The sequence below is a fragment of the Pararhizobium sp. DWP3-4 genome (genome assembly GCF_049898205.1).
In the GTDB taxonomy this organism is placed as follows: Bacteria; Pseudomonadota; Alphaproteobacteria; order Rhizobiales; family Rhizobiaceae; genus Pararhizobium.
Window position 1 is genome coordinate 908691 of the sequence record NZ_JAFCXF010000001.1, and the last position, 13864, is coordinate 922554.

10 protein-coding genes are annotated in these 13864 nt (G+C 61.3%); 7 read left to right on the top strand and 3 right to left on the bottom strand.

Annotation, left to right across the window (positions count from 1 at the left end):
* Positions 1–117 precede the first annotated feature (117 nt).
* The gene (locus tag ACP7E6_RS04295) at positions 118–6726 is read right to left on the bottom strand and encodes a kinesin (RefSeq protein WP_426228202.1); all 6609 of its coding nucleotides are present in this window, start codon (positions 6724–6726) and stop codon (positions 118–120) included.
* Positions 6727–7389: 663 nt separating this feature from the next.
* On the opposite strand from ACP7E6_RS04295, the gene ACP7E6_RS04300 reads away from it, so the two are divergent.
* Positions 7390–7758, top strand: coding sequence for an Hpt domain-containing protein (locus ACP7E6_RS04300; RefSeq protein ID WP_426228204.1), 369 nt, complete (start codon positions 7390–7392; stop codon positions 7756–7758).
* A gap of 222 nt (positions 7759–7980) precedes the next feature.
* The gene (locus tag ACP7E6_RS04305) at positions 7981–8301 is read left to right on the top strand and encodes a 2Fe-2S iron-sulfur cluster-binding protein (protein ID WP_426228206.1); all 321 of its coding nucleotides are present in this window, start codon (positions 7981–7983) and stop codon (positions 8299–8301) included.
* A gap of 427 nt (positions 8302–8728) precedes the next feature.
* On the opposite strand, the gene ACP7E6_RS04310 is transcribed toward ACP7E6_RS04305, so the two are convergent.
* Positions 8729–9352: a DUF922 domain-containing Zn-dependent protease gene (locus ACP7E6_RS04310; protein ID WP_426228552.1), complete on the bottom strand. Its 624-nt coding sequence runs from the start codon at positions 9350–9352 to the stop codon at positions 8729–8731.
* A gap of 205 nt (positions 9353–9557) precedes the next feature.
* Between ACP7E6_RS04310 and folP the strand changes: the two genes are divergently transcribed.
* Genes folP through folK form a run of 3 tightly spaced genes read left to right on the top strand, consistent with a single transcriptional unit; the run spans position 9558 to position 11333 of the window.
* Positions 9558–10439, top strand: coding sequence for a dihydropteroate synthase (gene folP / locus ACP7E6_RS04315; RefSeq protein WP_426228208.1), 882 nt, complete (start codon positions 9558–9560; stop codon positions 10437–10439).
* Positions 10436–10804: a dihydroneopterin aldolase gene (gene folB / locus ACP7E6_RS04320; protein WP_113318221.1), complete on the top strand. Its 369-nt coding sequence runs from the start codon at positions 10436–10438 to the stop codon at positions 10802–10804. Before folP ends, folB begins: the two co-directional genes overlap by 4 nt.
* A gap of 1 nt (position 10805) precedes the next feature.
* Positions 10806–11333, top strand: a complete 528-nt coding sequence (folK, locus tag ACP7E6_RS04325) for a 2-amino-4-hydroxy-6-hydroxymethyldihydropteridine diphosphokinase (protein WP_426228210.1) — start codon at positions 10806–10808, stop codon at positions 11331–11333.
* A 70-nt stretch (positions 11334–11403) separates the two neighbouring features.
* Here the strand turns inward: folK and ACP7E6_RS04330 are convergent, their stop codons facing one another.
* On the bottom strand, positions 11404–11952 hold the full coding sequence (locus ACP7E6_RS04330; protein ID WP_426228212.1) for a hypothetical protein: 549 nt from the start codon (positions 11950–11952) through the stop codon (positions 11404–11406).
* Positions 11953–12212: 260 nt separating this feature from the next.
* On the opposite strand from ACP7E6_RS04330, the gene ACP7E6_RS04335 reads away from it, so the two are divergent.
* Complete coding sequence (locus ACP7E6_RS04335) at positions 12213–13073, top strand: cytochrome b/b6 domain-containing protein (RefSeq protein ID WP_426228214.1); 861 nt, start codon at positions 12213–12215, stop codon at positions 13071–13073.
* The gene (locus tag ACP7E6_RS04340) at positions 13070–13861 is read left to right on the top strand and encodes a molybdopterin-binding protein (RefSeq protein ID WP_426228216.1); all 792 of its coding nucleotides are present in this window, start codon (positions 13070–13072) and stop codon (positions 13859–13861) included. The genes ACP7E6_RS04335 and ACP7E6_RS04340 overlap by 4 nt, the downstream gene beginning before the upstream one ends.
* Positions 13862–13864 lie beyond the last annotated feature (3 nt).

Sequence of the window (13864 nt, forward strand, 5' to 3'; positions counted from 1 at the left end):
GATCAACGGCAATGACGTGTTCGCTATTCAGTGCATTCTGTTTCATTGGCGTCGAACGCAAAAAAAGCCCCGCAGTTTCCTGCAGGGCTTTGATGTCTCAGAGCATTTTCAAAGCTCTTAGCTGAACCGTCCAGCCGCGTGCGCCAGCATCGTGTAGACCTTGCCGGTATCCGACGTCAGGTAGGTCTGCGTCATGACCTTGTCGCGGTCGTTGCGGGCGACGTCGCCGAGCAGCTTTTCGAAGTCGGCGATGTAGCGATCGACGGCCGTGCGGAATTCCGGTTCGCGATCATACTTGCGCTTGATCTCGTCGAAGGTCTGCTGGCCTTTCAGCGTATAGAGGCGGCGTGTGAACACGTCGCGCTCGCCGCGCTGGTAACGGCGCCACAGATCGACCGAAGCATCGTGGTCGATGGCGCGGGCGATATCGACCGACAGCGAATTCAGCGATTCCATCACATGGCGCGGGTTGCGGGTGTCGCCGTTGCGGGCCGCAGGAGTCGGCTGTGCTTCGGCGGCACGCTGCTGGACCGGTGCGGCAGTTGCCGGCTCTTCGTCGCGTGAGGCACCACGCAGCAGGTCACGCATCCAGCCGCTGCCTTCTTCGGCACGCTGGCGGGTTGCTGCCTGCGGCTCCGGCTGGCGGCCAACCGGCTGTTGGACGGCTGGCTGCTGGGCGAGTGGACGCGGCTGCTCGATGCCGAGGCTGCCGCGAAGGGCCGTCTCGGGCTCCGGGCGGCGTTGTTCGACTGCCGGCTGGTGGGCGACGGCGCGGACCGGGGCGGGCGCTACGGCCTGCTGGACTGCCTGCTGGGCTGCGGTCTGCTGGCGGATCACGGGCTGGGAGATCTCGAGCTGGCCGGACGACTTGCCGATGATGTCGGAAAGCTCCTGCAAGGCCTTGATCTGTTCGGCGACCGCACGGCGCATGACCGAGGCGTTTTCCTTGGCCTCTTCCGGCAGGTCGAAGGCGCCGCGTTTCAGTTCCTCGCGGGTCATGTCGAGTTCCTTGCGGATCTCGTGGGCCGAGCGGCGGATTTCGTCGGTGGCGCCGCTGAAGCGGCTGACTGCCTCTTCGACAGCCTGGCGAATGGCGGAGCCCATGTGTTCGGCTGCCCCATCCGATTTCTTGCTGGTTTCGGTCATCAGGCGATCGATGTCCGAGAGCGATGCGCCGACGCTGCCGCGCAGGCGGGAGGCGACTTCCTTTGAGCGTTCCTCGGCGCGGACGAAGGCGCCCTCGACGGAGAGGCTGGCGTCTTCACCGGCCTTGGTGACGGCGGCACGCATCGCTTCGCTCGCCGAGGCGGCGCGGGCTTCGGCTTCCGACAGGGTCTTGCTGACATTGGCGAAGGACGACTGGACACCGGCGCGCAGGTTGCTGGCGATCTCGTTGGAGCGTTCTTCTGCCCGCACGAACACCGATTCGACCGACATGCTGGCTTCGTCGCCGGCCTTGACCACCGCATTGCGCATGGCGTCGGCCGCCGATGCGGCGCGCTGTTCGGCTTCGCTCAGAATGCGGCCGACATCGCTGAAGGACGACTGGATGCCGGAGCGCAGGTTGCCCGCGACCTGGGCCGAGCGGTCTTCTGCCCGCTGGAAGGCGCCATCGACGAAGCCTTCGAGCGCATGCATGGTCTTTTCGATTTCTTCGGACCGGCTGACGAGGCCGATGGAGAGTGTGCGCAGCGCGTCCTGGCGTTCTTCCAGCGTGCTGACCAGATTGGACTGGGCGGCAGCGAGGAGATCGGACGCCTGGCCGAGAACCTTGGAATGATCCTCGAAGCGGCCGACGATGCCGCCGATCTGCGACAGGGTGGAGCCGGAAATATCGGCGAGCTTATCGACCTTCCCTTCGAGAAGGCGGGTCGAAGTGGACAGCATGTCGGAGGCACGGGTGGCGGATTCGGAGAACCGCGCGGTTGTCGATTCCAGCTGCTCGTCCATGGCACCGAGATTGGTGCTGGCCTGTTCGATGACGCCGGCAATCGAGTGGTTGCTGGCGGCCAACTGGTCGATCAGGCCCATGGCCGTCGACTGCAGACGGTTCTCGACCATCTTCATCGCCTTGGCCGTCTCTTCGGCGCGGCTCGAGATCGCATTCAGCGTTTCGCCGGTGCGCGCAGTCAGGCTGTCGAGCAGAGTGGCATTTTCGGCCCGCAGGCGATCAGCGCTCTGCTGTGCCACTTCGCTGATCCGGTCGGCTGCTTCCTTACCAGTTGCGGCATACTGATCGATGATCGGGCGTGCCTGTTCGTCGATGATGCGCGTCAGCTCGGCGGAGCGGCCGGCCAGCATGGAGTTGAGCTCGCGCGTGCTGTCGTCAAGGGTGGTGCGGATGGTGTTGCCACGGGCCTCCAGGGCCTTTTCGACATCGGTCAGGCTCTGGCTCAGCGACGATGCCTGTTCGGCGACGCGCGACTGTGTCTGGGCAATCCGGGCAGCTGCGCCATCGGACGCTTCGCCAACGGAACGGGCAAGCTCGGCGCTGCGCATGGCTGCGGTCGCTGCCGTCTGTTCAACGGCCGACTGGAAGTCGGCCTGCCGTGCAGCCATTGCCTGGGCAAAATCGTCACCGGCCTTGGCGAGCAGTTCGGCAGAGCGCAGGGCTTCCGCATCGATGCCTTGGGCTGCTTCGCCGACGGCACCGCGCAGGTTGGTGACAAGGCCAGCGGCCTTGCCCTCGATCGTGCGGCTGACATTGTCGAGACCGATCGAAAGGGCGCGGTCCATGGTGCCGAGGCGTTCTTCGATGCGGCCTGTGCCGCCTTCGATGCTGGCCTCGATCCGTGTGGCGGCGGCTGAAGTGACGCGGTCGAGTTCGGCGGTCTGGGTGGTGAGCGTGTCAGAGATACGGGTTGCGGCTGCGACACTGATCCGGTCGATCTCTTCGGTGCGGCCGGTCAGGCTGCCGGCGATCCGGTCGGCGGCGAGGGTGCTGACACGGTCGAGTTCCGCCGTATGATCCGACAGGGTCGAGGCGATGCGCGCTGCGGCGGCATTGCCGACGCGGTCGATCTCTTGCGTCCGTCCAGCCAGGCTGTCGGTAATCATCGCGGCAGCAGCCGTGCTGATCTGATCGAATTCAGCCGTGTGGGCCGAGAGCGTTTCGGCGATCCGTGCTGCGGCAACGCCGCCGATACGGTGGATTTCGTCGGTGCGGCCGGCAAGGCTGTCGGCGATGCGCGCGGCTGCACGGTCGCTGACCTGATCCAGTTCGGACACCTTGGCCGACAGGGTATCGGCGATCCGCTGGCCGGCATTGTCGACGAAGTCGCTGACGCCGCCGACGCTTTCGCGGATGCGGCCTTCCAGTACGCCGAGGCTGCTCTCAATGCGGGCGCCGGTCTCGTCGACGCTGCTGTTGATGTTGGTGAGCGACGTGTCCATCCGGTGCGTCAGGGTATCGGCGGCACGGCTGATCTGATCGGCGGTTTCGCCAAGCTGGGTGGCGACGTGGCTGGTGCTGGCAAGCATACGCTGCTCAAGGGCAAGCGCGCTCTTGTCGATGGTGCTGCCGAGTTCCGCCTGGCGTTCTTCCAGCGACATTTCCAGCATGCTGGCGCTGGTGGCGAGCGTCGTGGCAATCGACATCGACTGCTCCGCCAAGACGTCGGAGAGCTGGTCGGTTCCGCTGGCAACCGCGACGTTGATCGCGTTGATCCGGTCGTCGAGCGTTGCCCGGATCTGGTCATGCGTCGATGCAAGCGAGGTCGACAGCTGCTCGGCACGGCCGGCAAGGGTCTGCTCGATATCGGCGGCACGGCCAGTCATGGCGAGGGCCAGTTCGGAGGCGTGGCCGGAGAGGACGGTGGCAATCTCCGCCGATGTGCTGGTCATCGTACCGGCAATATCGCTGACGCGGCCGGAGAGATTATCGGCGATTTCGGCGACGCGGCCGGACAGCTGCTTTTCGATGTCACCGACCCGGTCGGCCATCGTCTCGGCAATCGCGCTGGCGCGATAGGACAGGCTGTCGGCAATTTCCTCGGTGCGGCTGCTGAGCGTCTCCGTCATTTCGGTGGCGCGCGCAGACATCGTGCCGGCGATTTCGGCGGAGCGTTCGAAGAGAAGCGTGTCGAGCGTCGCGGTTTGGGCGGTAAGTGTGTCGCCAAGCGCACGGCTGCGTTCGGACATCACGCTATCTAGGCGCTCGGTGGTGCCGCCGATCGCCTGCTCGATTGCGCCGGCAGAGGAGGTCAGAACGTTGGCAAGCGCGCCGGTGCGGTGCGACAGGATGGTGTCGAGACGTTCGGCAGTGCCGTCGAATGCGCCGTCGATCGCAGCGGTCGATGAGGACAGGACGTTTGCAAGGGCGCCGGTGCGCTCCGACAGAATGGTGTCGAGACGTTCGGCAGTGCCGTCGAAGGCGCTGTCGATTGCCGCGGTCGATGAGGACAGCACGGTTGCAAGTGCGCCCGTGCGCTGCGACAGGATGGTATCGATCCGCTCTGCGGTTCCATCGAATGCGCCGTCGATTGCTGCGGTCGATGAAGACAGCACGTTTGCAAGAGCACCCGTGCGCTGCGACAGGATCGTATCGATCCGTTCGGCCGTACCTTCAAAGGCGCTGTCGATGGATTCCGAGCTTGCAGCGAGCAGGCCCGAGAGTTCGACGCTTCGTTCCGAAAGCGTGTTGTCGAGACGCAACTGGCTGGCCGCGATCGATGTGGTGATCTCGTCGGCGCGGTTGGTGAGGGTCTCCTCGATGCGGCCGTGGATCGCCTGCAGACCGTCGATGAAGCCGGTCGTGTGTGTGTCCAGGTTTTCGGCAAGCTGCCGGTTGCTTGCAGCGATGGCGCTGGTGCGGGCGTCGAGCGTGTCGGCAAGACGCTGCTGGCTCTCGGTAAGGGCTGTTTCGAGCGAGATCGCGCGGTGGGCAAAGCCGTTCTCAAGCCGGTCCTGCGCCTCCGTGAGTGCGCCCATCAGGGTGCCGGAGCGTTCCTGCAGGACGCTGTCAATGCGCAGATGCGCATTGCCGATCGCATCGCCGAGTTCAGCGGTTTTGCCGCTGATGGTCTGCTCGATGAAATCCTGCGTCGTGCCGAGGGTCGTGGCCAATGTCAGCGACTGGTCCTGAAGAGCGGTTTCGAAGCGTTCTATGCCGCCGTCAAGAATGCCGCCGATGGAGTCAGCGCCGCCGGTGACCGACTGGTTGATGCGGGCGAGGCTTTCCATCAGCTTGGAGTCCAGCAAGCCGGCGCGCTTGTCGAAGGCTGTGGCAAACTCGTGGAAGCGGCTGTCGAAGGCCGTTGCCAGGTGGCCGACGGTCGTCTGCAGTTTTTCATCGAAGAAGCCGGTGCGCAGATCGATATCCATGATCATGTCGTCGGCGCTGGACTTGAGGCTCTGGCGGAAGTTGGCGCCCTTTTCGTCCAGCGTGGCGTTCAGCGTGTGCAGGATGTCGTCCAGGCCGCCGGTAATGGCCTGCTGGCCAATGTTCAGGCTCTCGTTGAGATCGCGTGTGCGGGCAATCAGCGTTTCATTGAGCTGGCGGGCGCGCTCGTTGAGTGCTGCGTTCAGCTTCTCGGTATTGGCATCGAGCGAGGAGGCGCGGGTCTCGAACTGACCCAAAAGTTGCTGGCCACGCTTTGCGAGCGTCTGGCTGAGATTGTCCAGGCGGGTATCGAATTCGTTGCTGAGCGAAACGCCGGCGGTGGTCAGGCCCGAGAGCAGGGCGTCGGTACGGGTCGACAGCATGGCGCCGATCGTCTGGGTGGCGCTATCGGAGCGTTCCATCAGGGCCGCAGCGCGGGTCTCGATCATCGAGGCAAACGCTTCGCCTGACGTGGCGATACGGTTGGAAATGTCGTCGCCGGCAAGCGCCAATTCGTCCTTGAGCTGGATATGGGCGCCGGAAATGGACGAGCGGATGCGTTCGGCATGGCCGACGATGGATTCGCGCTCGAGGCCGAGTTCCTGAACCAGCGTCCGCACACGCAATTCGTTGTCACTATAGCTACGCTCAAGCGCGTTGACTTCGGAATGGACCAACGTTTCGAGCTCGGTCGCACGCGCAATGGTCCGCTCAATGCCTTCGTTCATCGCCGACACTTCGCGGCGAACCGCCTGGCCGACGGTCATGATGCGCTCGGAGGCGGCAGTTTCCGGCTCGGCGAGGCGCAAGGCGACCTCGGCCATGGAGCGGGCGGCACTGCGCAATTCCTGGGCGCGCGAAATCATGATGGCAAACGAGAAGAACAGCATCACCGGCAGGATGATGAAGATCGCCACGCCAATGGCGCCCGGCATGGCCGACAGATCGGCGAGCGAGCGGATTTGCCAGATTTCCGGCCCGTAAAGAAGATTGGCGACACCGAGGCCACCGATGATCCACAGGGCGGAGACTGCGGCGGCAATGCGCATTGCCGAACGGCTGGAGCGGACGTCCAGCGAACGCAGGATCGCAGCCGGCGTCTTGCGGCCATCGTCGTTTGCGGGCGCAAACGAGGGGGCCTTGGGAGCGGGCTCGGGAGACAGGGTTCTTTGGGTTTCGGCGGCGCGGGCAGCCTTGGCGGCCTGCTCCTGCTGTGCTTTTGAGTTCTTCGCCTGGCTGGGTACAGGCGTCTGTTTGGCCGGCTCGGACAATTTTTCCTCCGGATGATCCAGGGACGTCTTGTCGTTGAGGGCAGACTTAAGCTCGTCAAAATCGATTTTCAGAGCGTCTTCCAACGCCTGAAATGCCTTGTCGTCGATCGACTCATTGCTTTTATTTGTCGCCATGCGGATACGCCTCGTTACCAAACTGTCCTTCCGGAAGGATCCGCCGCAACACCGCCTGCATTGGGAACACCTCCGAAACTCGGACGGTGACATGAGGATACGCGCATCACATCTACGCAGAACCCTGACATGCACCCATTTCAACCACGCACCGACGGATAACGCATTGAGACCCGTAGGTGCTTCATTCAATACAGTTTTCCGTCAGGACCGTTTACACCCAAAGACATAAACATATCCCTCAACGTACCGTAGTGACACATTCACCGGTTTCTTACAATTAAGCCCCTCCGGCATTCGTTAAAATCCTAACAAGTTCTTAATGAAAATTAGAGGCGTTTCGGCCAAAAACCCTTGTAATCAGGCGGTTTAATGGCCGTTAACCATGCCAAGCGAAAGCTGCCCTCATTGTGCCGCGTTTTAATCAGATAGCAGCGCCGCTCCGGCTTAATCGGAGCTGAAGATGATTGAAATACCGGCTCTGCAGGGCGAAGGACCAAACGGTCGGCGCCATCTTGAAGCCACAGATTAGGTAGACCGGTCAGGCACTTCCAGACAAATCCGGGCAGTCCGGAGTTTCATGGGAGAGCGGACCGGTTAAAAAACGGGACGATCGGTTGCGAGCCGGTGCGTCAGAAAAAAACACAACAAGGACATTGGCACATGGCGGCTCTCAAGATCGCATTCGAAGCACCCGATAATTTCGGGGGCGCTTGCTCTTCCACGTCGAGGCCTATCGATCTCGTGCATCTGGCGACGCAGACGATGGGTGACAAGCTTCTTGAAATCGAAGTGCTGCAAATGTTTGCCCGCCAGACCCGGCAGTTGATGAAGGATCTGTCATCCGACAGCGCCGACGCCCGGCTGGCGACCGCCCACCGGCTCCGCGGTGCGGCTCTGGCCGTTGGCGCTTTCAGCGTGGCCGAGACTGCGGCTGCGGTCGAAGCGGCGCCGCACGACGCCGGCAATCTTGCGGCGCTCGGTGCAGCCGTGCTTGAGGCCGAACTGTTTATCCTGAAACTCTGCCGGTAATCGCCACGGGCCTTTGCCGGTGAAACGTTTGGCGACAAAGGGTCACGGTTGATGCCGGACCTTGCGGACACCCATGCGAGTTGACACCCATGCGAGTTGACTGGCGATGGGATTTGTTGGAAGAAATCGGCTGAATTCGCTGCGTTCCGCCGCCGCCTCTGTTTCGGGGCGGCGTTTGTTCTTGCGGCAAGCCGAAACAACGCCAAGCATCCGGAAGAAACAATGCCAAAACTGAGTATCATCGCCTTTGACGGCACGCGCCACGATTTTGAGGTTCAAGCTGGTTCCACAGTCATGGAAAACGCTGTCCGCAACTCGGTGCCTGGCATCGAGGCCGAATGCGGCGGCGCCTGTGCCTGTGCCACCTGTCATGTCTACGTCGATGACGCATGGTCGGCGAGGGTGGGCGCACCGGAGGCGATGGAAGAAGACATGCTCGATTTCGCCTATGACGTGAAGCCGACCTCGCGGTTATCCTGTCAGATCAAGATGAGCGACGGCCTTGACGGGCTCGTCGTTCATGTTCCGGAACGTCAGGCCTGATTCAGGTCCATCGATCTCATTGCCGCCGGCAAAAAAAGCCCCGCTCGTCGCGATCGACGTGCGGGGCCAGGAGGGCGCATCGCATGCAGATGAGGGAGGGAACATCTGCTGCATAAGGATACGCCAGGAGAACACAACCTGCATGATGGCTACGGCCGGTCGAACATCAATCCGGACGAGACAGTCAAGCGCGAAACAATACTCCGGATTTGGCGCATCCATGTGGAGGCGTACTCAGTAATCCGGGCGGGAATGAAGCCGGTCTGTTTGCCTGTTCTTCACTCTGTGCTTTAACAGTACCTCATCTTGCAGCGTTGTTGTATCGCTAGAAATCACCAATGAGATACTGTTGACGGCAAGCTTTACGCAAGCCACGTGATTCACCGCTTGGATTATCTGGGGCTGCGATTCTGTGTGATTGCTGTGTTTACCGCTTTTTCAGCGTATCAAGCCGGTATTGCAGCAACCGGATCATCCGGCGGTCAAAATTGGCGGCTTCCATCCTGTCGAAGCGGGCCTGATCGCGATCATGGTCCTGGATCGCCGTTTCGCTCAGCCGCGCGACGCGGGCCTGCATGCGCTCGCAATCCGCTTCTGGTTTCAGTGCCAGAAAGTCCTTTTCCAGCTTGCGGGCATGGTTGCGGGCGATTTCGGCATGACGCTCCTCGTGGCGCTTGATGTCGCTCGACAGCGTATCCCAGACGAGGCCAAGGTCGCGGTTTGCCTTGCCCCGGTTTTTCCAGCGGGGCAGGATCAACCGGGTGCTGAGCGTGACCTTTGCACTGCCGACGGCGCAACGGTTGCCGTGTTTTACATAGGTTACCGTGCCGCCGAACTTGATCTTGGTGGCGCCGGGATGGCGTGAGCCGCTGCTTTTCATCATCGGCCCGTTTTCCGACAGCGCCTTGTCCAGCTCCTCCGCCGTGCGGCCGCCGATGGAGAAATACGTGATGCTCTTGTTCACGACAGTTTCGGCATGGGCTGCCGAAAAAGTGCTCGCCACGATGCTTGCTATCAGAAGCGCGGCGAATGAAATGCGGCCAGTCGGCATATGTTTACAGGTCTCGGCAGTTGAACTTCCCAGGAGCTTGGGGCATAGCCAGCCGGAGCGCAACAGCAAATAGGCAACAGCTCCCGGTAAACCGGAAAAGCCAATGTATTTCGGATATTTGCGGTTTGCCAATTGTGCAGGTGCCTCCGCCGTCGAGCGGTTCGCCGTGTCATAGGCCCAGTGCAAGAAAAGGAATGAAACCATCATGATCGATCCTTTCCAGCCGTTCGAATGGGCATTGGCACATGGCCGGACGTTGACGCTCGGTCCGCAGGGACGGTTGATGGCGATCATCAACGTCACGCCGGATTCGTTTTCCGACGGCGGCAGCTATGCGGAAACCGAGGCGGCGGTGTCGCAGGCGTTGCGTTGTATCGAAGACGGCGCCGAGATCATCGATGTCGGCGGAGAATCGACCCGTCCGGGGGCAGCGATGGTGACGGCCGCGCAAGAGCAGGACCGGGTGCTGCCGGTGATTGCAGCACTTGCCAGCCGTACCGATGCGATCATTTCTGTGGATACCTACCGGGCCGAGACCGCAAACCGCGCGATCGCCGCAGGCGCCCATATCATCAATGACGTACACGGACTGCAGCGCGAGCCTGATCTTGCCAATGTCGCTGCGGCAACCGGGGCCGGGCTTTGCATCATGCACACGGGCCGCGACCGCGAGAAGCTCACTGATGTGGTTGCCGATCAGTATCATTTCCTCGAGCGGTCTCTGCAGATTGCCGCCGCCGCCGGCGTCGAGCGTCAACGGATCGTGCTTGATCCGGGCTTCGGCTTTGCCAAGGATACCGATGAAAACGTCGCGTTGATGGCGCGCTTCGCAGAATTGTCCGGTTTCGCGCTGCCGCTTTTGGCCGGCACCTCGCGAAAACGCTTTCTCGGGGCCATTACCAATCGTGAGGCGCAGGAGCGGGATGCGGCCACGGCTGCAACGACCGCACTGCTTAGAGTGGCCGGTGCTGCTGTTTTCCGGGTACACGATGTCGCAATCAACAGGGATGCGCTTCTGGTGGCGGATGCTATGCTTGCCGCAAAAAGACACATGACCGGACTGCCTGGGAAGGAAAATCGACCATGACAGCGATCTACACGATCACCCTAAAGAACTGCGCCTTTTTTGCGCGCCACGGCGTCCATGACGAGGAGGAGTTCCTTGGGCAGCGGTTCTTCGTCGATGCGGAGCTGGATGTTGTTCAGGGAACGGCTCTGGTCGAGGATTCGATCAACGATACAGTGCATTACGGCATTGCCTTCACCGAAATCGAGAAGATCATCACCGGGCGCCGGCGTTACCTGATCGAGGCCCTGGCGCTGGAGGTGGCAACCACGCTCTGTTCGGTTTTCCCGCAAATCCGCCGGGCGAAAATATCGATCCGCAAGCCGAATGCACCGGTTCCCGGTGTGCTCGACTATGTCGAAGTGACGGTCGAGCATTTTGCCTGAGATGGATGGGCATTTGGCGACGCTCGGCCTCGGCGGCAATATCGGCGACCCCAGAGCGTCAATGGCGCGCGCGCTCGTCCTTCTGGATACCCGGCCGGACTGCGCGGTGGTCAGTGTTTCAAAACTCTATCGCACGCCGCCCTGGGGTAAAATCGATCAGGCCTGGTTCTTCAATGCTTGCGCTGCCGTGAGGACGACATTGTCTCCGGACGATCTGCTCGATGCCTGCCTGTCGATCGAACGCCAGATGAAGCGCGAGAGGCTGGAGCGCTGGGGCCCGCGCACGATCGATATCGACGTTTTGACCTACGACGATCGCACACAGCATTCGCAGATACTGGAAATACCGCATCCGCGGATGACCGAGCGCGGTTTTGTCCTGAAGCCGCTGGCGGATTTTGCGCCGAACCTTGCCATTGCCGGCCGTACCGTTGCCGATTGGCTGGAGGATGCCGATGTGGCGGGCATAGAAATTGCCGATCCGCGCAGCGATTGGTGGCGGCAGACTACGGAAAATCCGCAGTCCTAAACGCATCCGCAGTCTTAAACGCAAAAGAGCCGGACAAGCCGGCTCTTTAAACTACCCAATGGGCATTTGCTTATTCGATAGAACCGACGGCCATGTTGTCGACCTGGCGGCTGAGGCTGACACCGATCACCGGAACCATCGCGTCTTCGACCTTGACCGAAATGGTGATGTTCAGTGTGGAGGAATCCTGCAGGCGGGCGATCATCGCGCCGTTCAGCTTCTTGCGATTGATGCCGACCACGACCTTGTCCTTGGCGACGTTGCCCGAGACGATGTCGAGCCCCTTGCCGTTGGCGCCATCGAGGAACTTGCCGGTATAGGTCTTGCCCTTCTGGGTGATCAAGGCGGACATTGGCTGCTTGAAAACGCCAACGCGGCAGGTACCATCGAGCTTGATGCCGGCGGCGGAGCCATCAGCCGGTTCTCCGATCAGGTCGCAGGTGAATTTCGTCCCCTTGTACTTGCCCGCGACGATTTCGCCCGGGCCTTTCCACTGGCCGGACACCTGTTCGAAAAACGCCTTGTCATCGCCGGAAAAGGCCGGCGATGCTGCGCAGGTCAGGGCTGCGAGTGAGGCTGCGGCAACGCCGCGAGCGATCAAAGAAGGGCGCGAGAACATGAACGATCCTTGATGGTCGATGTCAGGAATGTGGGGCTACATTTGCACTTAAATGGTTAATGGAGCGTTTCGCCACCTTGCTTGATGACGGTGAAGAGCGCTCACGAAATGTTTCATGTATCGATTTCCGGCCTTTTGAACCCCCTGGAAATCCAGCGTTTTCACGGCAGAATCACCGGGACGTGTGCAGCGGTGACTGGATGTGCTTTGGAAACTGCCATGCCGCTTGTTACGTAATGCGCATATAAGGGAGATACGAGATGACCATCGTTAACGATATCGAGTCGCGCTCGGCAGCAAAGGCCGGTGACGGCTCCGTCATCTACCGGCACCGGATTGCGACGCGCATCACGCATTGGACCTGGGCGATCGCGCTGTTCTTTCTGCTGTTGAGCGGGCTGCAGATCTTCAACGCCCATCCCCAGCTCTATATCGGCAATCAATCCGGCTTCGAATTTGAAAACAGCGTGCTTTCGATGCGGGCGATGCAGGCCGCCGATGGAACCGTCGGCGGCTACACTACGGTTCTTGGCCGCAGTTTCGACACGACCGGCGTGTTCGGCATGAGCGGTCCGGCCGACAATCCGGCCTATCGCGGTTTTCCCGCATGGGCGACACTGCCGTCCTACCAGGATCTGGCGACGGGACGCGTGGTTCATTTCTTCTTTGCCTGGTTCTTCGTTGCCGCCTTCCTTGTCTGGTTCGTCAGCAGCCTGATCAGCGGGCATCTGAAGCGCGATATTCTTCCCTCCATCGCCGATATCAGGGCTTTGCCGCGCAGTATCATCGATCACGTGCGCTTCCGGTTCCATCACGACGGCCGTTACAATGGCCTGCAGAAGATGGCCTATGCCGGCGTGCTGCTCGTGATCTTTCCTTTGATCATTGCCACCGGCCTCACCATGTCGCCGGGCATGAATGCCGCCTGGCCCTGGCTGCTCGATATCTTTGGTGGCCGGCAGACGGCGCGCACCATTCATTTCCTCTGTATGGCAGCGTTGGTGGTTTTTTTCCTGATCCACATCTTCATGGTTTTGGCGGCGGGGCCGCTGAACGAAATGCGCTCGATCATTACCGGCTGGTATCGGACGGATAAGAAGAATGAGGAGCACTCGGCATGACCCCCTTTATCATCAACCGTCGAAAGTTCCTGACCATCGCCGGCGTCGCCGCTGCCGCCGTTCCGCTTTCGGGCTGCGATGTCTTTGACAGCGTGCTGGCTGGACAAAGCCCGGTGCGGCAGTTTCTTGCTTCGGCAAACGGTCTTACCTACCGCGCCCACCGCGCGCTGATCGGCGCCGATACGCTGGTGCCGGAGTTTGCCGCCAGCGAAATCCGCCAGGGCCAGCGGCCGAACGGCTCCACCGATCCGACCGATGCCGACTATCTTGCGCTGAAGGACACCAATTTTTCCAGCTATCGGCTGGCCATCGGTGGGCTGGTCGAGAAGCCGGTGAGCTTCAGTCTCGATGAACTGCGCAACATGCCGTCGCGCACGCAGATCACCCGCCATGACTGCGTCGAGGGCTGGAGCTGCATCGCCAAATGGACCGGCGTGCCGCTACGCCAGATACTTGACGAGGCCCAGGTGAAATCGGAGGCACGTTTCGTGGTGTTCCACTGCTACGATACGATGAACCTCGGGCTGCAGGGCGCCGTAGCCTATTACGAATCGATCGACCTCATCGATGCACGGCACCCGCAGACGATTCTTGCCTATGGCAACAATGACAAGCCGCTGGCGATCGCCAACGGCGCACCGCTTCGGGTCCGTGTCGAACGGCAGCTCGGCTACAAGATGGCGAAGTACATCAAAGGCATCGAACTCGTCTCGTCGCTGGCGCCGTTCGGCGGCGGCAAGGGCGGCTTCTGGGAAGATCTCGGCTACGACTGGTATGGCGGCATTTAAGCC